This window comes from Deltaproteobacteria bacterium, assembly GCA_005879535.1.
Classification (GTDB): domain Bacteria; phylum Myxococcota; class Myxococcia; order Myxococcales; family 40CM-4-68-19; genus 40CM-4-68-19.
In genome coordinates this window covers 76,885-96,361 of record VBKI01000053.1, presented here as the reverse complement: position 1 = coordinate 96,361, position 19,477 = coordinate 76,885, and the positions used below count along the sequence as shown (strand labels likewise).

The following is a 19,477-nucleotide window of genomic DNA, read 5'->3' as shown; positions in this document are numbered from 1 at the left end:
CTTCCGGTGCGCGGCGGCGGCTTCTGGAATAGGATCGGAATGCGCTGGAGAAAGGAACGAGGACATGGCTCGCCTGTTCGTAGGTAATCTTCCCTTCGACACGACGGAAGCGCAGATCAAGCAGCTGATCGCGGGCGAGAACCGGACCGTCCGCTCGGTGAAGATCATCACCGACAAGGAGACCGGCCGCTCGCGCGCCGCCATCGAGGAGCTGAACGGCAAGGACTTCGGCGGCAGGCCGCTCAAGGTCAACGAGGCCGAGGAGCGGGGCCAGGGCGCCGGCAAGTTCGGAGGAGGCGGAGGGTTCCGCGGCACGCCGCACGGCAAGGACGTCCAGGGGCAGCGCGGATTCGGCATGCGCGGACCGGCGCAGAACATGCCTCGCGGGAGCCAGCGCGGCGGCGGCCGGGGCGGCACGCGCGGATCTTGAGCCGGCTGCGCGCGCTGCACGGCGAGATCGTCGAGTGCCACGCCTGCCCGCGCCTGGTCGCCTGGCGCGAGGAGGTCGCGCGGATCAAGGTGAGGCGATTTCGCGACTGGACGTACTGGGCGCGCCCGCTGCCCGGCTTCGGAGATCCGGCTGCGAGGCTGCTCATCATCGGGCTCGCGCCGGCGGCGCACGGCGGCAACCGGACGGGGAGGATGTTCACCGGCGATCGCAGCGGCGACTTCCTCTATGCGGCGCTGCACCGGGCCGGCCTCGCCAATCAGCCGACCAGCGTGCGCCGCGACGACGGGCTCGCGCTCCGGGACGTGTTCATCACCGCCCCGTGCCGCTGCGCTCCACCGGCGAACAAGCCGATGCCCGACGAGCTGATGCGCTGCAGCGCCTGGCTGGACCGGGAGGTGTCGCTGCTGCCGCGGGTGCGGGTAGTGCTCGCGCTGGGGAGCATCGGGTGGGGCGCGGCGCTCGCGCACCTCGCCCGCCGAGGTCTTCTGGTGCCGCGGCCCCGGCCGCAGTTCGGCCATGGCGCAGTGGCGACGATCGCGGGCGGTCCGACGCTGCTGGGCTGCTATCACGTGAGCCAGCAGAACACGAACACCGGCAAGCTCACGCCGAAGATGATCGATGCGGTGCTCGTCCGAGCGAAGCAGCTGGTCGCCAGGCCTCCGCTATCCGCTGGTGAACACAGGGTAAGCACCCGACCGCTTGCGCGCCCGGCGTTACGTCCGTAACGTGCCGCGTCGGAGGGTCTGTGCTATGCGCCAGGACCAGGGAGTGCACGACCTCGCGGGAGAGAAGCCGCAGGTGAACGGAACGACGCAGAAGCGGCTCGCCGGCAAGGTCGCGGTGGTGACCGGGTCTTCGCGCGGGATCGGCAAGGCGATCGCGCGCGCTCTCGGCGCAGAAGGCGCGATCGTCGGCGTTCATTACTGCCGCGGCCGCGAGCAGGCCGACGAGCTCGCCGCCGAGTTCGAGCGGAACGGATGCCGTGTCGGCGTATTCCACGCGGACGTCGCCAAGGCCGAGGACTGTCACAAGATGCTGCAGCAGGCCGCAAAGCAGCTCGGGCCGGTCGACATCCTGGTGAACAACGCCGGGATCAACCGCGACCGCAGCATCCGCAAGATGAGCGCCGGCGAGTGGGACGAGGTGATCCAGACCAACCTCAACTCCGTCTTCCACTGCAGCAAGGCGGTGCTGGAGCCGATGATCGCCCGCGGGTGGGGGCGGATCATCAATATCGCTTCCATCATCGGGCAGACGGGCGCCTACGGCCAGGCAAACTACGCGGCGGCGAAGGCGGGCGTGATCGCCTTCACCAAGAGCGTGGCGCAGGAAGTGGCGAAGTTCGGCGTGACCGTGAACGCCATCTGCCCGGGATTCGTGGACACCGACATGGTGGCTTCGATGCCCCAGGCGGCGAAGGACGCGGTGAAGGGCCGCATTCCCCTCGGCCGGTTCGGCGACGCCGACGAAGTCGCAGCTGAACATCAACGGCGGACAGTACATGTAGTTGCGGGCGGGCAGGCGGGCACGGCAGTCGTTTGCACCCCAACTTTCCCGCATGCCGAAACGCCTTTCGGAACAGGTCGTCGCGGTCACCGGCGCGTCGTCGGGGGTCGGGCGTGCCGTCGCGCGCGCGTTCGCTGCCGCGGGCGCCAAAATCGGCCTCATCGCCCGCGGGGTCGATGGGCTGCACGCCGCCGCTGTGGAGATCGGCCGCGCGGGCGGCGAGGCGCTGGTCCTTCCCGCGGACGTCTCGCGCGCTGCCGAGGTGCAGAAGGCGGCGCATGCGCTGGTGGAGAGATGGGGACGGATCGACACCTGGGTGAACGACGCGGTGGTCTCGGTGTTCTCGCCGGTGGTGGAGATGACCCCCGAGGAATACCGGCGCGTCACCGAGGTGAACTATCTCGGCACGGTCTACGGGACGCTGGCGGCGCTGCGGCACATGATTCCCGCGGACGAAGGCGTGATCATCCAGATCGGATCCGCGCTGGTCTACCGCAGCATTCCGCTGCAGAGCGCCTATTGCGCGTCGAAGGCCGCCATCCGCGGCTTCACCGATTCGCTTCGCTCCGAGCTGATCCACGATCGCTCTCGGGTGAAAGTCTGCATGATCCAGCTTCCGGCGGTGAACACGCCCCAGTTCGACGTGGTGCGCACGCGGCTGCCGCGGCATCCACAGCCGGTGCCCCCCATCTTCCAGCCCGAGGTGATCGCGCGCGGCGTGTTGCACCTGGCCCTGCATCCGCGCCGCGAGATGTGGGTGGGCTGGAGCGCGGCGAAAGCGATCTTCGGCCAGAAGTTCATCGGCGGCCTGCTCGATCGATACCTGGCGAAGGCAGGGTGGGACTCGCAGATGGACGACAGGCCGATCGATCCGGTCAACAGGCGCGACAATCTGGCAGCGCCCCTGCCCGGCGATCGCGGCGCGCACGGCGACTTCGACGCCCGCTCGCGCACCTCGAGCGGCGAGCTGTGGATGCGCCTGAACGCGGGCAAGCTCGCGGCCGGCGCGGCCGCCGCAGCCGCGATGGCGCTGGTGACCTGGCGCGGATTGCGCGGATGATCGCCGCGGCGCTTGTCGCCACGTTTTCCCTGCAGGCCGCGGACGCGCTGGAGCGAAAGCTGCTGGGCCATCGCCCTGCCTACGACGTCGGAGCAATGGGCAGACGACTGTTCGGGAGCGCGCGCGCAGGCAGTGCGCTGCGCTGGGTTTACGGGCCGACGTTGGCGATCGTGCAGAAGAAATTACGCCTTCCCGCGCTCCTCTTCGGGCCGGCCATCGCGCTCTGCGAGCTGGTGGCGATGCCTCGGGTCGGCGCGACACCGCCGGTGCGCAAGTGGCGCCGGGGCGAGATCCCAATGCTCTTCGCTCACGCGACGACCTTCGCACTGCTGGTCGATCTGCTGTGATGCGGATACAAGGCGCTCCGTGTGGGTCACGGCACAGGACGGCGCGCGGCTGCACGTCGTCGACCAGGGCGCGGGCGACGCCGTTCTCTGGCTGCAGGGCCTGAACGCTCCCGCGGCGGCGTGGGCCGTTCAGCTCGCCCACTTCGCGCAGAGCTTCCGGAGTCTTGCGCCCGACGCGCGCGGAGTCGGTCAGAGCGATGCGCCGCCCGGACCGTACACGGCGCGACAGCTCGCCGCGGACGCCGGCGCGGTCCTCGATGCAGCCGGGGTCGGCCGGGCGCACGTCGTCGGCATCTCGCTGGGAGGCGCCGTCGCGCAGGAGCTCGCCTTGGGACATCCGGCGCGCGTCCGGTCGCTGGCCTTGCTCTCGACGTTCGCGGCGCAACCGCCGCGCGCGCGGGCGCTGCTGGAGGCGTGGCGTGCGCTCTATCCGGTAGCGATTTCCGACCCGCGCCTGCGAAAGGCGTGGGAGCTGCAGGCGTACGCGTGGCTGTTCACCGATCGATTCTGGCGCAGCGAGGCGAACGTGCGCGCGGCGCTGCGCTTCGCGTCTACGCAGCCGCCGCAGACGGCGCAGGGATTCGTCGGCCAGGTGGATGCGGCGCTCTCCCACGATTCGCGGGACCGCCTTGCTGGCATCGACGTTCCCACGCTCGTGATCCACGGCGCTCTCGATCAGCTGTCCGTCAAAGAGAACGGCGAGGAGCTCGCGCGGCTGATCCGGGGGGCGGAGCTGCTCATCCTTCCCGAGGTCGGTCACGCGGTGAACCTCGAGGGGCAACGCGCAGTCAACGGCGCACTGCGCGCGCTGTGGAAGCGCGTGCCCTGACGCTCCACCGCGCTCCACACTCTGGCACATCGCTTGCTCGACTGGTCTCCGAACCGCCTCCCGGAACGGCGTTTCGGAAAAAAGAACCGTGTGCCGTTCACCAGCACACGGTCGAATCGGGTGAGGAAATGCTGGAACGACCGAACCAGGTGCTCGTGATCGACGACGACGAGGCGGCTCGCGAGATCCTCGTCGAGCTGCTGGGCAGGATCGGATACCACGCGTTCGCAACCGGCGACGGCAAGGCCGGTCTGGAATGGCTCGCCGGGGCCGCCGCGCCTCCCCGCGCTGTCCTCCTGGACCTGCGGATGCCCCTCCTCGACGGATTCGAAGTCCTCCGGCGGTACCGGGCCGACGGCGGGACAGCGCCGGTGATCGCGCTGTCCGCGATGGACGAAAAAGATGCCGTGGTCAAGGCGATGCGTCTGGGCGCGAGCGACTACCTCGTGAAGCCGATCGAGCCGGAGGAGCTGAAAGAGGCCATCGAGCGATGCGCCGCCTCGCGGCCTCCTCCCGTCGAGGAACCACAGGCCGCTCCCATCATCCCCGCCGTCCGGCCGATGGATCCGCCTCCGGTCGCGCCTCCCTCGCGCGTCGACGCCAGCCGGCGCGGCGTGCCGACCGAATACGTCGCCTCCAGCCCGGCAATGCTCTCGATCTGGGACATGGTCGACCGCGTGGCGGAGACCGACGTGCCGGTGCTCATCCGCGGCGAGAGCGGCGTCGGCAAGGAAGGCATCGCGCGGACCCTGCACGAGCGGTCGCCGCGGCGTGGGAAGCCGTTCGTGAAGATCAACTGCGCCGCGCTTCCCAGCGAGCTGCTCGAATCCGAGCTGTTCGGCCACGAGCGGGGCGCGTTCACCGGCGCGACCAGCGAAAAGCCCGGCAAGTTCGAGCTGGCCGACAAAGGGACCATCTTCCTCGACGAGATCGGCGAGATGCATCCCGCGCTGCAGGCCAAGCTCCTTCAGGTCTTGCAGGACGAGGAGTACTACCGCGTCGGCGGCAAGAGGGCGCTTCGCGCCGATGCGCGGGTCGTCGTCGCGACGAACCGCGTTCTCGAAGAGGAGATCGCCCGCGGCAACTTCCGCGAGGATCTCTACTACCGTCTCAACGTGGTCAGCGTCGTGGTGCCGCCCTTGCGCGAACGCAAGGAAGACATCCCCGGCCTGATCGAGCACTTCCGGCGCAAGTACGGCAGCAAGTATCGCGGCGGCGCCATCCAGTTTTCCGAAGACGTGACGCGGCGTCTTCAGGATTACGACTATCCCGGGAACGTGCGCGAGCTCGAGAACCTCGTCCGCCGCCTGGTCGTCCTTCGCGACGAGCGGTTCGTCCTCGACGAGCTCGCTTCCGCGATCAGCCGCCGCCCCGCGCAGCAGGTCCCGCTCGCCGCCGGTTCCGCCGGCGGCGCGCTGCCACCTGCGAACCAGGGTCACGCCTGGTCCCCGCAAGGCCACGCGGCGCCACCTGCCGCGGCGCCTTCCGGTCCGCCTGCGCCTGTCGTTCCCATGGGCGCGGAGACGGTCTCGCTGAAGGAGATCGCCCGCCAGGCCGCGCTGCGCGCGGAGCGAGAAGCCATCTCCGCGATGCTCTCGCGCACCAACTGGAACAAGCGAAAGGCCGCCGCGCGCCTGCAAATCAGCTACAAGGCGCTGCTCTACAAGATCAAGGACTGCGGCCTCACCGATCCCCGCATCACCGCAAGCCTCCCGGAAAATCTGGGCCCGATCGGAATCGTCGCCGACGGCACCCATACAGGGTGATCGGCAGAGCGCTCACGCTTTTCGAGGTTCCCCGTTACTGAATCAGGCCGCGCGCCGCTCGGCGAGCTGCGCCGCCGGCTGCGGTTTCTTGGGCGGCGCCGAGAACACCTTCCCGACGACCAGGAACAGCGTCCCCATGAAGAGGAGCAGGAGCGGCTCCTGCAATGGCCCCGCGATGTTCGAACGGTGGAGAGCGAACGCTGCGAAGGCGAAAACGATGGCCGCTGCTGCGATGGTTCGGAACATCTACCCAGTCCCCTTCCCCTCACCGCGTCTCGCGTCGCGCGGCCCGCACCTACACATAGCGAAAAGTGCGCCAACGCTGTTCGAGAGCAGGCGTAGTGCGCGAGCGTGGGAACGCGCGTTCCCCGTCGCGGAACGCCGGTGACCCGGCACCGACGCAGGGGCGCAAGAGCGCCTGCCAGTCCGGCTGGTCCAGAGCCTGCAAACGGAGCGGAGGGAGCAGCGCAGCAAGGCCAGCTGGCGCTGGCATGGCGCGTGCTCCGGTGGCGTCCGATCACGTGCGCCAAGGGTTCGGGGAGGAGGAAGCATGTCGAGGGGTGTCGGAATCTGGATGGCGGTGTTGGCGGTCGCGGTGGGTTGCTCGCACGCCGCCCCGGTGCAGGACGACGAGGTGAAGCACATCACCGAGTTCCGGCTCAGCCGCGAGGACGTCGTCGAGGTCTCGGTGTGGAAGGAGCCGGAGCTGTCGCGCACGGTGCCCATCCGGCCGGACGGCAAGATCACCCTCCCGCTGCTGGGCGACGTGAGGGCCGAAGGGCTCACGCCGCGCGAGCTGGAGGCGACCGTGCAGAAGCAGCTCGCCTCGCTGGTCCGCGACCCGCACGTGACCGTCATCGTCCACGACGTGAACGGACAGCGCGTCTTCGTCACCGGCATGGTGGGACACCCCGGCGCGTTCCCGCTGCGCAACAGCATGGGCGTGCTGCAGGCGCTCGCGCTCGCCGGCGGACTCGCCGAGTTCGCCGATCGCGGCAGCATCAGCGTGCTGCGCGCCGACGGCCGCAGGCTCGAGGTCGCGTACGACGACCTGGTCACCGGCAAGAGCAAGGTGACGCTCGGGCCGGGCGACACCGTGGTGGTGCCGTAGGAGCGATGACGATGGCCGCGACCAGGCTGGCGCCGCTCGTGGCTTTCGCCGCGCTCCTCGCGGCCGGGGAGGCGGGCGCGAAGGTCTACGTCGAATGGCGGCCCCGGATTTCGTTGATGGCGGGGTACAACGACAACGTGCTGCTCAACGGCTCGGGGGCCGACGGGTTCGGCCAGGCCGTGCCGGGCATCAAGCTCGATCTCTTCGGCGAGCACAACCTGCACGTCGCCGCCGATTGCCAGGCGGGACTGGCCCGGCTCGCGCACCCGCAGGAGTTCGGCCTTTCCAGCGGAGCCTTCGCGGCGAACGAGACCTGTACGCTGGCGACGCGCGTGCATCTCTCGCCGCGTGACAAGCTCCAGTTCCGCAGCAGCGCGACGTATGCGCAGGATCCATTCTCCATCGCCGGCCTCGGGCTGCTCTTGCGACCCGGCCAGAGTGACATCTTCGTCGCGCGATTCAGCGGCGAGGTCCAGCACGCGCTCAGCGCCCGGACGGAGATCGACTACGGAGTCGACGCGCAGGCGCTGGCGTTCGGAACCAACGATCCGGGAAACGGCTACATGCTTGCGCCCCAGGCTCGTTACGCCTGGCGGACCAGCGCGCGCAGCAAGTGGGACCTGGGTGTGCGCGAGCAGCTCTTCTTCGGCGTCGGCGCGCCGGTCGGGAGCGCGCACGCTCCCAACGGCGCCCCCGGCGGCCTGCTCGATGAAGGCCACTCCGTCTGGCTCGGCTACACCTACGCGCTCAACCGCTCCACGGACCTCACGGTCCGGGCCGGCGGCGTGATGGTCACCGGCTTCCAGCAGGCGGCGATGCCCACGGCGCGCGTGCAACTCGAGAGCTACACGCCAACCCTGGCGATCAGCGTGCAGGTAGCGCACGACCTGGTGATCGGCCCCAGCACAGCGGGACCGCTGATTGGCGACGTCGCCGAGCTCGGGGTGGTCCGCGACTGGGAGCACGTCTCGGCACATTTCATGATTGGCATGTATCGCAACGCTGCCCTCTCCCACGCCGTGGACATCGGCTCGCTGGGATACGGCACGGAGGTCGGGCTCGCCTGGAAGTTCACGCGCGATCTGAGGATCGAGGCGGCTGCCCTGCGCGATGCGCGGATCAATGACCTGACCACCGCGCACCAGGTGGACCGCAACGTGGCGCAGCTGCGACTGGTCTGGGAAAAGGCGCGATTCGAGTGAAGGTTCTCGCGGCCGCGGCCGCGGATGGAAGGAGAGGGGAAACATGGATCGGACGTACACGATCGACGAGCTCTGGGCCGCGGTCCGGCGCCGCTGGAAGACCCTGGCGGTGGTGGCGTTTGGCGTGCTGGTTCTGGCTGCCCTGGTGATCGCGCGGCTGCCGAACGAATATCGGGCGCGCGCCCTGGTGATGGTCGAGCCGTTCATGCCGCACCCCGACCTGGTGGTGCCGGTCGTCAACCCGCTCAACCTGGAGCAGAAGGTGAAGTCCGTGCGCGAGGGCATCTACGCGCGGTCGGTGATGGCCACCGCCATCGAGGAGCTCAAGCTCTACCCCAAGGAGCGGGAAAAGAGCATGGACGAGGCGGTGACCGCGTTCCGCGCCGACGCCGAGGTCCACGCGGAGGGTGAGAGCGCGTTCTCCATCACCGTCCGCAGCCGCAATCCGGAGACCGCCGCTCGCGCCGCGAACCGGTTGGCCGAGCTGTACATCGAGGGCAACCTCCAGGTGCGCGCCGGCCAGGTGACGCGGACCCGTGACATCATCACCCAGAAGCTGGCGGAGATGCGCGGGGAGCTGACGCAGGCGGAGAGCAAGGTGACCGCCTTCAAGCGCGCCAATTCCGATTCGCTGCCGGAGCTGATCGAGGCCCGCTTCCACCAGCGCGACGAGGTGACCAAGCAGGTCGAGCTGGAGGAGACGTTCATCAAGGAGGCCCAACGCCGCATCGACCTGCTCGGCACGCAGCCGTTCGGCAAGGACACCGAGGTCGGCCGTCTCGAGGAGCTCTACGACACGATGCGGGCGCGCCTGGCCACGTTGCAGGCGTCGCTGACCCCCGACCACCCGGACGTCGACGCGATGAAGCGCGAGGTCGAGTCGACGGGCGTCCGGCTGCAGAACGCGCGCGTCCGCGCGGCCGCCAACGACCTCGAGCTGCGGCGGATGAACGACGCCATCGCCCGCGGCCGCAACCGGATTGCCGATCTGTTGAAGCGGCAGACGGAGATCGACAAGCTCATCGCCGTCGCCCCGCTGGTCGCGGCCGACCTGGCCGAGCTGACCCGCGACACCGACATGGTCAAGGCGAAGGTCACGCAACTCATCTCGAAGAAGGCGGAAGCGGAGATCACGGCGGACCTCGAGCAGAAGAGCGGCCCCAGCGCCTTCCGGGTGCTGGAGAGCGCGCAGCCGCCGGCCCTTCCTTCCAGCCCCAACCGCCAGCAGGCGCTGCTCTTGGCGCTGCTCGGAGCGCTGGTTCTGGCCGTCGCGGTCTCGACGGGGCAGGAACTGTCCGATCGCTCGATCCGCAGCGAGAGCGAAGTCGGTACCGCGCTGGCGCTGCCCGTCCTGGCCTGCGTGCCCGAGCTCAACGGCTCCGGCACCGTGGCGCTGCTCCCGATGCAGCAGCAGGCCGAGGCTTAAGTCGAGGAACGACCAACCCCAATCCAAAGGAGAAGCACGATGTCCAGCATTCCGAAGGCAGTGGAGAGCCGGGGCCGTTTCCTCGAGAGGATCGAGGGCGGAGCGGCGGAGACGTCGGTCGACGAGCGGCTGGTCGCCCTGACCGCGCCGATGAGCGCGGCCGCCGAGCAGTACCGCATGCTGTTGCACCGGCTGCGGCACATCCGGTCGCTGCGGGGCGAGGCCATCCAGGGCGGCGCCGTCGTCGCCGTGACCAGCGCGATCCGGGGCGAAGGCGTTTCGCTGACGGCGGCCAACCTGGCGCTGACGGCGGCGCGCTCGCGCGATGCCCGGGTGGCGCTGGTGGACTGCGACCTGCGACGCGGCGGGCTCGCGCAGCTCTTCGACATGGGGGGAAGGGCAGGTCTCGCGGACGTCCTCACCGGCAAGACGGAGGTGGGCGAGGCGCTGGGCCGTTACCACGAGGGACACCTCGCGGTGATCGCCGCCGGGCGGGCCCCGGGGGCCGAGTCGGCGTCGCTGCTCGCGGGGCCGCGCTTCGCGCAGACCCTCTCGCTCCTGCGCACGCTCTTCGACGAGATCTATCTCGACGTTCCGCCCGCGCTGGCGACGGCGGACGCCCAGGTGGTCGCGTACAAGGCGGACGGCATCGTGATGGTCGCGCGCGCGGGCAACACGCCTCGCGAGCAGGTGGCCGCCGCGGTGCGCTCGCTGCAAGGCGCGCCCGTCTGGGGCCTGGTGCTCAACGGCGTCGAGCCGTCCCGCGTTCCCGCCCCCTTGCCTTTGGTCAAGGGTCAACTCCCGAGTGGCAAGTAAGGGGGCCTTCTCGCCATGCCGCAGTTCTCGGGGCACTGGTATAGCGGACGCGCCGCCCGCCTGGTGTTCGTCGAGGCGGCGCTGGTGGGCGTGGCGCTCTCCATCAGCGGACACGACGCGCGCGGCTGGCGCGAGCTCGCCGCCCTGGTCGGGGCTGCGGGTTGCGTGCCGGCGGCGCTCTACCTCGCCGACCTCTATGACCCGCAGGTGATGCGCAACGATCGGACCCGGGGAGCCAACGTCCTCAAGGCGCTCGGCTTCGCCGCGCTCGCCGCGGCGATCTTCGGGCTGCTCGGCGGCGGAGCCCTGCCGCGCGGCGCGTTGATCGATACCATCGGCGTGGCCAGCGTGGGCGTCTTGCTGGCGCGGGCGGCCCTGGTGGCGCGGCTGGACGAGCGGGGCCACAACCGCGTGCTGGTGATCGGGGCCGGACAGCGCGCCGCCGAGATCGAGCGCATCGTCCGCAGCGAGGCGTACGGGGAGTACGAGATCGCCGGCAAGCTCGATCCGACGGTGGACCTCTCCCAGCCGCAGCAGATCGCGGCGGGCGGCGGCGAAGTGATCGCCGCGGCCGGATCGCTGGTCGAGCGAGGGGAGGTCCGCGGCGGCGAAGTTGCGCTCGGCGCAACGGCGGAAGTGCTTCCCGCATCACAGCTCATCGTCGGTCCCGGCGGCGCTCCGTCGCAGATCAAGGGACCGATGGCGGAGGCGAAGGTCGCCGCGCGACGTCCGCCGGAGGAGAAGCCTCTCGCGGCGGTCGTGCCGCTTCCCACGCACCCGAATCCTGCCATCGCGGTGACCGCGCGGACGCTCACCGGAGCGGTGCGCGACCTGCGCGTCGACACGGTGGTGATCGCCGCCGACGAGCGGCGTTCGCGCATGCCCATCGAGGAGTTCATCCGCCTGCGGCTGTCGGGAGTGACGGTCCTGCCCGCGCAGAGGTTCGCCGAGCGCGTGCTGCGCCGCATCCCCATGGCGCTGGTACGGCCGAGCGATCTCGCCATCGGCGAGGGCCTGAACTCGCCGGTCCGCACGGCCGCCAAGCGCGTGTTCGATCTGGTGATGAGCAGCATCCTGGTCGTCTGCACCGCCCCGCTCCTGGCCGTGCTGTCGATCCTGATCAAGCTCGACTCCAAAGGGCCGGTCTTCTACTTCCAGGAGCGCGTCGGCCGGGGAGGGAGGATCTACCGGCTCCACAAGCTCCGCACGATGCGCAAGGACGCGGAAACGCATTCCGGGCCGGTCTGGGCCTCGCACCGCGATCCGCGCGTCACCCGGATGGGCGCCTTCCTCCGCAAGACGCGCCTCGACGAGATTCCTCAGGTGTTTGCCGTCTTCCGCGGCGACATGTCGTTCGTGGGCCCGCGGCCGGAGCGGCCGTTCTTCGTGCAGCAGCTCAAGACGCAGATCCCGTTCTACGGGCTGCGCGAGGCGGTGAAGCCTGGAATCACCGGTTGGGCACAGATCCGGTATTCGTACGGCTCTTCGGTCGAGGACGCCTGCGCCAAGCTCGAGTACGACCTGTACTACGTGCAGCACCAGTCGCTCTTCCTCGATCTGGCGATCTGCTTCCACACCGTGAAGATCGTCCTCTTCGGTCGGGGCGCGCGATGAGCGTTGCGCTCAAGCAGCAGCCCGAGCCCGAGCTGCGCCTCGACGTCGTCGAGGGACGCGATGCGTTCGTGCAGCTCGAGCGGGAATGGAACGCCGCCCTCTCGCGCGGGCCGCGCGACGAGCCCATGCTCCGCCACGAGTGGCTGCGGGCATGGATCGAGAATTTCGCGCCCGGAGCGACGCTGCGGACGTTCATGGCGCGCGCCGGCAAGGAGATCTGCGCCGCGGTTCCGCTGATCGAGACGAGGGAACGGAGCGCCGACACGTGCTTCGTCCCGATGACCACCTGGCACACCCCGAGCAACGACCACTCGCAACGGGGTGGCGTCCTCCTGGGTCGCCGGGGCGAGGAAGGCCTGCGGATGATCTGGGAGCGGCTGGCGGAGACCCCGGGATGGGATCGCCTCCGCTTGCGCGACCTGCCCGCCGGCGCGCCCGAGTGGCAGCTGCGTGACTGGGCGGAGGAGGCCGGGTACCTCTGCGGCCTCTGGGTCTCGCTCCGTTCGCCGTACCTGTTGCTGCCGAAGAGCTACGACGCCGTGGAGAAGGCGCTGGACGCCAAGTTCCGCCAGAACCTGAGGCGACGAAAGCGGCGCCTCGCCGAGAAGGGCGAGATCAAGTACGCGCAGGTGGACGGCAAGGATGCGAAGGCGCTCGACGCGGCTCTCGCGGACTTCCTCGAGATCGAGGCGGGGGGATGGAAGGGCAAGGACGGAACCGCCATCGCCCTGCGCCCCGAGCTGGTGGGCTTCTATACGCAGATCGCGCGAGACGCGGCGAAGCGCGGCGCTCTCGCCCTTGGCACGCTGACCCTCGGCGGCAAGCCGGTGGCCGCGCATCTGAGCGTCGTCCACGCCCAACGCCATTTCCTCATCAAGATCGGCTACGACGAGGCGCTGCACGAGCACTCGCCCGGGCAGCAGATGGTATCCGAGGCCATCCACGACTCGTGCGAGCGCGGTCTCGCCGAGTTCGATTTCCTCGGCCCTTGCATGGAGTGGAAGCTGGACTGGGAGAGCCAGTTGAGGACGCACTTCTGGCTCACCATCTTCCGGCCGACGCGGGCGGGAAAGCTGGTCCACGGGGCGCGCTTCGTGGGTTGGCCCATACTGCGTGCGCTGTTGCGGAGGAACTGACCATGGCAAACACGGCGCAGCGACTGCGGGTCGCGGAAGGCAGGGGCGAAAAGGCCCCCACGCCCCAGCGGACGGTTCCGGCCATGCAGACGACGTGGCCGCACATGCTGTTCCCGCGGATCGCCGCTACGGTGCCGCTGGTCTTTCCTTTCGACCAGCCGGGCCTGCGCTATCGCTATTTCGCGCGGAACGCCGTCTGGGATGCCGTTCAGCTGCTCGGGCTCGCCGGCAAGAAAGTGCTCGTGCCCGCCTATCACCACGGCGTCGAGCTGGAGACGCTGCTCGCCGCGGGCGTGCAGCCGGTCTTCTTCCGCGTCGATTCGCAGATGCGGGCGGACTTCGAGGACGCGAAGGCGAAGTCCGCCGGAGCGGCGGCGCTATACGTCATCCACTACGCCGGGTTCCCCCAGGACATGCACGCGGCGCGGCAGCTCGCGAACGAGCTGGGCGTCCCCGTGATCGAGGATTGCGCGCTGGCGCTCCTCTCGCGCGACGGTGAGAAGCCGCTCGGCTCCTTCGGCGACCTCTCCGTCTTCTGCCTCTACAAGACCATTCCGGTCCCGAACGGGGGCGCGCTGCTCGCCCGTGGCGACTACGCGAAGAAGCTGGACCTGCTTGCGCCGGTGCGGCCGCCGGCGCTGGCCAGTACCGCCTCGCACCTGATCGGCAACATGCTCTCGAATCTCGAGCTGCGCACCGGCGAGGTGGGCAGGCGCGTCCGGCAAGCCATGCGCGACGCCGGACGCTGGGTGGTCCGGCGCGCGAACGTCGAGCGCGTCGCCACGGGGACGCAGCACTTCAACATCGACGACGTCCAGCTGGGGATGAGCGCGGCGAGCCATCTGGTGCTGCGCAACCAGGACACCGCCGGGATCGTCGAACGCCGCCGCAGGAACTACTTCCTGCTCTACGCCGCGCTCCGCGACGTGGCGCCGCCGGTGACGGGCGAGCTCAAGCCAGGCGTCTGTCCGCTCTTCTATCCGATGCCGGTGGACGACAAGGCGGGCGCGATGGCGCGCCTGCTCGCGCGCGGCGTGGAGACCGTCGACTTCTGGCGCGTGCGGCATCCGGCGGTGCCCCCCGGCCTCTTCCCCGAAGTCGACCGGCTGCGGGAGCGCGTGCTCGAGTTGCCGGTCCACCAGGACCTCTCACCGGCAGACGCGGAGCACGTCGCGACCTGCGTGCGGGAGCTCTTGCGGTGAGCGAGGCGCGCGTGATCGAGGTGCTCCCGATCGAGACGACGATCGGCGCACCCGGCGCCGGGGAATGGCGCGATCTGAACTTGCGCTCGCGCAGCGGGAACATGTTCCTGGGCCCGGAATGGCTGGAGCCGTGGTGGAAGCACTTCGGCGAAGGCCGCGACCTGGCCACGCTCTGCGTGCGCGAGGGCGGACGTCTCATCGGCCTGCTTCCGGTTTTCATCGAGACCGCGCGGCTGGGAGGCGTCGAGGTCCGCCGCCTGGCGTTCCTCGGCGACGGCGACACCGGCTGCGACGACCTCGACCTGCTCTCGGAGCCTGGCCGCGAGCGGGAGGTCATCGAGCATTGCCTGGCCAGGCTCGTCGAGCTGCCCTGGGACGTCTGCGATCTCGACGGCCTCTGGCGCGAGAGCTTCACCGCGCTCCAGCTGGCGCAGCGCTTTCCGCCCGGGACGGCCGCCGGCATCCTGCGCGACGGACGCGTGCGATACGTCTGTCCATACATCCCGCTCACCGGGACCTGGGAGCAGTATCTCGAAGGCCTTGGGCGGAGGGAAAACCTCCGGAGGCGCGAGAAGTGGCTCTACCGGCAGCCGGGCGTCTCCGTCGGTTGTGCCCGCACCCCGCAGGACGCGGTCAGGGCGACCGAGGAGTTCCTCCAGCTTCACCGCGCCCGCTGGTCGGTCGAAGGTGGCTCCGACGGCCTCAGCGACGAGCGGCACGAGGCGTTCCACCGTGACGCGGCGCAGCGCCTCGCGCAGGCGGGCATGCTCCGCATGTACACGCTTTACGCGGCGCGCCGTCCGGTCGCCTCCGTCTACGGCGTCATCCATGGCGCGAAGTTCAACTATTACCAATCCGGCTACGACCCGAATTGGGCCTGCAAGTCGGTGGGGCTCGTGCTGCTGGCGCGCACGGTCCAGGACGCTTTCGGCGAAGGTCTGAAGGAGTTCGATTTCCTGCGCGGCAACGAGGGGTACAAGGCCGACTGGTCGCGCGGGGAACGTTGGACCATCCAGATCCGTCTCTGGCGCGGCACGCGCGCGCGCGCGGCGCGGGCGGCGCTCGGAGCAACCCTCTTTGCCCGCGCAGCAGTGAAGGCCGCCTTGCCGCAGCGGGCGCTGCGGATGATCCGCAAGGCGCGCCGGCTCCTGCGCGAGCCGTTCAAAACCATGCAGGAGCCGTGAGCTCTACGGATGCACAAATTCCGGGCGCGGTGGAGCGAGGGAGGGCGGCGATGGGTGAGCTGAAGGAGCGCGGGCTTCACGTGTTGCGGCGCGTGGCAAAGGGCGCCGCGGCGCTGGCGCTGCATTACTCCGGCGCTCGCGAGCTCCTCTCGGCGGTCCAGCGGCGTGCCGTGGGCGGCCGGCGCGTCCTGATCCTGAGCTATCACCGCGTGGTTGCCGACTTCGGCCTCGAGGAGAAGCGCAGCCTCTACACGCTGAACATCGAGCAGAGGACGTTCCGCCGCCATCTCGAGGTGCTGCAGGAGAGCCACGACGTGGTCTCGCTGGAGGATGCGCTCTCCGTCCTCGACGGCACGCGCCAGGCGGCGCGCGACGTCGCCGTGATCACCTTCGACGACGGCTACCGCGACGTCTACAGCCACGCTTTTCCGGTGATGCGCGATCTGCGCGTTCCCGGCATCGTCTACGTCCCGTCCTCCTTCGTCGGAACGGATCGGCGCCTCGGTCACGACCGGCTCTTCGCAGCTCTGCGGAGGATGCGGGAGCGCGGGATCGGCCCCATGGCGGTGGGAGTCGGCAACCCCGGCGAGCGCTGGCTGATCGACGCCTTCGAAGGCAACGCGCAGCCTGTCATCGTCCTCGAGCGGCTGATCGGGCGCCATCCCACGCCCGGCCTCCTGCGGCTGGCGGACGCGCTCGAAGATCGTCTCGGTCTTGGATCGCACAGGCCGCCCGACGGCGAGCTGCCGGTGACGTGGGAGATGCTGAAGGAGATGGAGGCGCACGGCCTCGTCACCGGCGCGCACAGTGCCGAGCACACGGTGCTGACGAACCAGCGCCTCGACGACGCCCGCCGCGAGATCGCTCAGTGCAAGGCAGCGCTGGAGAAGGGCCTGAAGAAACCGATCCGGCACTTCGCCTACTGCAACGGTTACTACAGCGCGGGTGTGGCGCAGGCGCTCAAAGCGGAAGGCTTCATCAGTGCGGCCACCACCGAGGACATGCCGAATGCGCCCGGCGTCGACCCGTTTGCGCTCAAGCGCAAGGTGCTCTGGGAGGGTTCCTCCTGCGGCATCCTCGGGTTCTACTCGAAGCCGCTCGTCGCCTGCCAGTTCGAGGACACCTTCGTCATGCTCGCGCTGCAGAAGCCGGTGATGGGCGCGCGCCCGACGAACTTCGGGACCGCGGACAGGCCGGGCGCGGGGCGGGGGATCTCCGCGCACGGATGATCATGGCCAGGCCCGGCGGAATCCTCAGACAGGCCGGGCCCCTGATGCTCGGCCGCGGCGGAGCGACGGTCCTCGGGTTCGCGCTTCCGCTGATCCTCACCAGGCTGCTCCCGCAGGCGCAGTTCGGTACGTACAAGCAGATCTGGCTGGTGGTGACCACCGCCTACTTCATGCTCCAGCTCGGACTGGCGCAGAGTCTCTACTACTTCGTTCCCCGCAAGGACGGACGCGCCCGCGTTTGGCTGACGCAGGCGTCGCTCTCGCTCGTCACACTGGGCGGAGTCTGCGCCGTGGCGTTGTACGCGGCCCGGTTCGCGGTCGCGAGACAGTTCGCCAATCCCGGGCTGGCGGATTTCGGTCTGCAGATGGCGCTGATCACCTGGCTGATGATCGCCTCCGCGCCGCTGGAGATCTCGCTGACGGCGGAGGGACGCGTTCGCACCGCCGCAATGATCATCTTCCTCTCCGACGCGGTGCGCGTGGTGGCGAGCGTCGTGCCGCTCCTGCTCGGGATGGGGCTGCAGGGTTTCTTCTGGGCCTACGTCCTCCATGGCGGCGTGCGCTTCGCGCTGCAATGCTGGTTCTTTTTTCGCCGCGGCCGGCCGCGCATCGAATGGGACTTGTTTCGCGAGCAGCTCGCATATGCCCTGCCGTTCGGCGCCGCCCTCTTGCTCGAGATCGCGCAGCGGACGTTCCACCAGTGGGCGGTCGGCTGGAGCGTGGATGCGGCTGCGTTCGCCATCTACGCGCAAGGCTGCTTCCAGGTGCCGATCATCAACCTCCTCTACGCGCCCATCAGCGACATCCTCCAGGTCCGGCTCGCCGAGCCCGGCGCGCGCGAGCACCGGGTGCACCTGTTCCACGACGCGAATCTGCGGCTGGCCGCCGTGTTCTTCCCGTTCACCGCCGGCCTCGTCGCCGCGGCCTCGCTCTTCGTCCCTGCGCTCTTCACCCACCTGTACGACGCCAGCGTTCCCATCTTCCGCGTCGCCATCCTGCTCACGCCCTTCGCCGCGTTGCCGCTCGACGGCGTCCTGCGGGCGATGGGCCAGACCAGGTACCTTTTCCGCATCTTCTTCTGGCGCCTGCTGCTCACGGTTGCGGCGGTGCTTCTCGGCCTGAAGCTGTTCGGCATGGTGGGCGCGATCAGCGGTCATGCGATCGCGGAGTCGGCCATCCGGGTGGCCATGCTCGACCGCGTCCGCCGCGAGCTGGAGGTGAGCTGGAAGGAGGTGCTGCCCTGGCGGCAGCTCTCCGTGATCGGCGTGGCCTCGCTCGTCGCATGTGTACCCGCCACGCTGATCTCGCAGATGGCCGCGGAGTCGCCGCGGCCTTTCCTCGCGCTCTGCGCGGCCGGAGCGCTCTATTGTGCCGTCTACCTGACAGTCATCGCGATGATTCCAGGGGAAGGAACCCCGGTGGCACGGGTTCGCCGCGTGCTGCTCGGAAGCGCTCCTGCGGCAGCGACCTAGAACACTTGCCTGGTTTCGGGCTCCTCCCCACCTTCCTGGCGGGCGCTCCCCTGCCGGGCGTCGTGGAGGGCGGGAAACATGCGAAACCTCGTTCGCAGGATTGCGTTCGTCGGCTCGCCGGACCGCGCGGTGTGCGAGTCGCTGCGCGAGTACGGGTACCGCGTCGACGGCGTATCGGGCGACAGCATCGTCGGGCTCGCCCGCGAGCTGTATGGCCTTCGGCCGGCGCTCGTCCATGCGCGGCAGAACCACCTCAAGTCCGCCCTCGTCGGCAGGCTGCTCGACGTGCCTGTCGTCCTGCATGCCGGGCGCGCCGACGTTGGATCGTTGACGGCGCGGGCGGCGCGGATGAGCAGCCGGACGCTCTGTGCCGGCGCCGCGGTACGGGAGGCACTGGTCGCGGAAGGCGCGACCGCGTCCACGACCTGCGTGCTGCGCAGCTTGCTCGATGTGAAGGACGACCTGCGGGCCGCCGCGATCTTCCCGCCGATGCTCGATCCGGCAATTCGCTGGGTGGTCGCGGCCTCGCCTTGCGACGGCCCCGAGCGCGGGCACCAGGACCTCCTGCTCGCGTTCCTCTCGATCGCGCGCACCCGGCCCCGGCTGAAGCTGCTGATCGCGGGCGAAGGTTCCGAGGCGGCGAGGCTGCGCAGCCAGGCCGAAGCCGCGGGCATGCTCAATCGGGTGCTCGTCCATGGAGTCTGCCTCGAGCAGTTGCCGTCGCTGTTCGGGCGCGCGGTCGCCGTCGTCGCGCCGAGCCGATCCGGCAGCTCGCCGGACCCCGTACCCGAGGCGCTCGCGGTAGGCGCTCCCGTCGTCGCCACTGCGACGGGCTCGCATCCCACGTGGGTTCGGGAAGGACGCACCGGCTGGTTGGTGCCGCCGCGCGCTCCGGTGGCGTTGGCGGCCAGGCTTGCACAGGTGGTCGACGACGCGATCGTCGCGAAGAAAGTGGGCGACAACGCGCGGGCGGCCGCTCTCGAGCTTGCGGCCCCGCGCGCCGTCGCGCAGGAGCTCGCGCGCTGCTACGCGGCAATCTCGCGCATTCCGCCGCAGCCTTACGCCGGCATCTACATCGAGGGTCCGAGGCGACTGCAGCGGGCCTGACCCTTGCAGACGCCCTGGC

General features: G+C 69.7%; 17 protein-coding genes and 1 pseudogene. 17 read left to right on the top strand and 1 reads right to left on the bottom strand.

Translation table 11 applies throughout. The features are described from left to right. The first annotated feature begins 64 nt into the window (after positions 1 to 64). The 6 genes and pseudogenes from E6J58_07575 to E6J58_07550 all read left to right on the top strand — a co-directional run bounded on the left by E6J58_07575 (position 65) and on the right by E6J58_07550 (position 5,959). The gene (locus tag E6J58_07575; GenBank protein TMB39267.1) at positions 65 to 430 is read left to right on the top strand and encodes an RNA-binding protein; all 366 of its coding nucleotides are present in this window, start codon (positions 65 to 67) and stop codon (positions 428 to 430) included. After that, on the top strand, positions 427 to 1,176 hold the full coding sequence (locus E6J58_07570; protein TMB39266.1) for a uracil-DNA glycosylase: 750 nt from the start codon (positions 427 to 429) through the stop codon (positions 1,174 to 1,176). Before E6J58_07575 ends, E6J58_07570 begins: the two co-directional genes overlap by 4 nt. 25 nt (positions 1,177 to 1,201) lie before the next feature. Beyond that, a pseudogene (locus E6J58_07565) lies at positions 1,202 to 1,930 on the top strand (SDR family NAD(P)-dependent oxidoreductase). A gap of 79 nt (positions 1,931 to 2,009) precedes the next feature. Beyond that, positions 2,010 to 3,017, top strand: coding sequence for an SDR family oxidoreductase (locus E6J58_07560; GenBank protein TMB39265.1), 1,008 nt, complete (start codon positions 2,010 to 2,012; stop codon positions 3,015 to 3,017). A gap of 12 nt (positions 3,018 to 3,029) precedes the next feature. Continuing rightward, on the top strand, positions 3,030 to 4,193 hold the full coding sequence (locus tag E6J58_07555) for an alpha/beta fold hydrolase (GenBank protein TMB39264.1): 1,164 nt from the start codon (positions 3,030 to 3,032) through the stop codon (positions 4,191 to 4,193). A 131-nt stretch (positions 4,194 to 4,324) separates the two neighbouring features. Then, positions 4,325 to 5,959 (top strand): sigma-54-dependent Fis family transcriptional regulator, encoded by a 1,635-nt coding sequence (locus E6J58_07550; GenBank protein TMB39379.1) that lies wholly within the window; start codon positions 4,325 to 4,327, stop codon positions 5,957 to 5,959. A 42-nt stretch (positions 5,960 to 6,001) separates the two neighbouring features. On the opposite strand, the gene E6J58_07545 is transcribed toward E6J58_07550, so the two are convergent. Next, the gene (locus tag E6J58_07545; protein ID TMB39263.1) at positions 6,002 to 6,205 is read right to left on the bottom strand and encodes a hypothetical protein; all 204 of its coding nucleotides are present in this window, start codon (positions 6,203 to 6,205) and stop codon (positions 6,002 to 6,004) included. 304 nt (positions 6,206 to 6,509) lie between these two features. Between E6J58_07545 and E6J58_07540 the strand changes: the two genes are divergently transcribed. The 11 genes from E6J58_07540 (at position 6,510) to E6J58_07490 (ending at position 19,458) form a co-directional block, all read left to right on the top strand. Further along, positions 6,510 to 7,070, top strand: coding sequence for a sugar ABC transporter substrate-binding protein (locus tag E6J58_07540; protein TMB39262.1), 561 nt, complete (start codon positions 6,510 to 6,512; stop codon positions 7,068 to 7,070). Positions 7,071 to 7,081: 11 nt separating this feature from the next. Continuing rightward, the gene (locus E6J58_07535; protein ID TMB39261.1) at positions 7,082 to 8,272 is read left to right on the top strand and encodes a hypothetical protein; all 1,191 of its coding nucleotides are present in this window, start codon (positions 7,082 to 7,084) and stop codon (positions 8,270 to 8,272) included. 43 nt (positions 8,273 to 8,315) lie between these two features. Beyond that, on the top strand, positions 8,316 to 9,698 hold the full coding sequence (locus tag E6J58_07530) for a hypothetical protein (protein ID TMB39260.1): 1,383 nt from the start codon (positions 8,316 to 8,318) through the stop codon (positions 9,696 to 9,698). A gap of 90 nt (positions 9,699 to 9,788) precedes the next feature. After that, a complete protein-coding gene (locus E6J58_07525; protein ID TMB39378.1) occupies positions 9,789 to 10,514 on the top strand; it encodes a CpsD/CapB family tyrosine-protein kinase in 726 nt (241 codons plus the stop codon). A gap of 699 nt (positions 10,515 to 11,213) precedes the next feature. Beyond that, complete coding sequence (locus E6J58_07520; GenBank protein ID TMB39377.1) at positions 11,214 to 12,128, top strand: exopolysaccharide biosynthesis polyprenyl glycosylphosphotransferase; 915 nt, start codon at positions 11,214 to 11,216, stop codon at positions 12,126 to 12,128. Then, positions 12,125 to 13,264: a GNAT family N-acetyltransferase gene (locus E6J58_07515; protein ID TMB39259.1), complete on the top strand. Its 1,140-nt coding sequence runs from the start codon at positions 12,125 to 12,127 to the stop codon at positions 13,262 to 13,264. Before E6J58_07520 ends, E6J58_07515 begins: the two co-directional genes overlap by 4 nt. Positions 13,265 to 13,266: 2 nt before the next feature. Then, entirely contained in the window at positions 13,267 to 14,466 is a 1,200-nt protein-coding gene (locus tag E6J58_07510; protein TMB39258.1) for an aminotransferase DegT, read from the top strand. Beyond that, complete coding sequence (locus tag E6J58_07505) at positions 14,463 to 15,650, top strand: GNAT family N-acetyltransferase (protein TMB39257.1); 1,188 nt, start codon at positions 14,463 to 14,465, stop codon at positions 15,648 to 15,650. The genes E6J58_07510 and E6J58_07505 overlap by 4 nt, the downstream gene beginning before the upstream one ends. Positions 15,651 to 15,700: 50 nt before the next feature. After that, positions 15,701 to 16,879 (top strand): polysaccharide deacetylase, encoded by a 1,179-nt coding sequence (locus tag E6J58_07500; protein ID TMB39256.1) that lies wholly within the window; start codon positions 15,701 to 15,703, stop codon positions 16,877 to 16,879. Further along, the gene (locus tag E6J58_07495; GenBank protein TMB39255.1) at positions 16,876 to 18,351 is read left to right on the top strand and encodes a polysaccharide biosynthesis protein; all 1,476 of its coding nucleotides are present in this window, start codon (positions 16,876 to 16,878) and stop codon (positions 18,349 to 18,351) included. The genes E6J58_07500 and E6J58_07495 overlap by 4 nt, the downstream gene beginning before the upstream one ends. Positions 18,352 to 18,429: 78 nt before the next feature. Further along, positions 18,430 to 19,458 (top strand): glycosyltransferase, encoded by a 1,029-nt coding sequence (locus E6J58_07490; GenBank protein TMB39254.1) that lies wholly within the window; start codon positions 18,430 to 18,432, stop codon positions 19,456 to 19,458. Positions 19,459 to 19,477 lie beyond the last annotated feature (19 nt).

Coding starts and splice junctions, on each gene's coding strand:
- E6J58_07575 (TMB39267.1), top strand. CDS start 65: ATGGCTCGCCTGTTCGTAGGTAATCTTCCCTTCGACACGACGGAAGCG.
- E6J58_07560 (TMB39265.1), top strand. CDS start 2,010: ATGCCGAAACGCCTTTCGGAACAGGTCGTCGCGGTCACCGGCGCGTCG.
- E6J58_07545 (TMB39263.1), bottom strand. CDS start 6,205: ATGTTCCGAACCATCGCAGCAGCGGCCATCGTTTTCGCCTTCGCAGCG.
- E6J58_07540 (TMB39262.1), top strand. CDS start 6,510: ATGTCGAGGGGTGTCGGAATCTGGATGGCGGTGTTGGCGGTCGCGGTG.
- E6J58_07535 (TMB39261.1), top strand. CDS start 7,082: ATGGCCGCGACCAGGCTGGCGCCGCTCGTGGCTTTCGCCGCGCTCCTC.
- E6J58_07530 (TMB39260.1), top strand. CDS start 8,316: ATGGATCGGACGTACACGATCGACGAGCTCTGGGCCGCGGTCCGGCGC.
- E6J58_07520 (TMB39377.1), top strand. CDS start 11,214: ATGGCGGAGGCGAAGGTCGCCGCGCGACGTCCGCCGGAGGAGAAGCCT.
- E6J58_07515 (TMB39259.1), top strand. CDS start 12,125: ATGAGCGTTGCGCTCAAGCAGCAGCCCGAGCCCGAGCTGCGCCTCGAC.
- E6J58_07510 (TMB39258.1), top strand. CDS start 13,267: ATGGCAAACACGGCGCAGCGACTGCGGGTCGCGGAAGGCAGGGGCGAA.
- E6J58_07500 (TMB39256.1), top strand. CDS start 15,701: ATGGGTGAGCTGAAGGAGCGCGGGCTTCACGTGTTGCGGCGCGTGGCA.
- E6J58_07495 (TMB39255.1), top strand. CDS start 16,876: ATGATCATGGCCAGGCCCGGCGGAATCCTCAGACAGGCCGGGCCCCTG.
- E6J58_07490 (TMB39254.1), top strand. CDS start 18,430: ATGCGAAACCTCGTTCGCAGGATTGCGTTCGTCGGCTCGCCGGACCGC.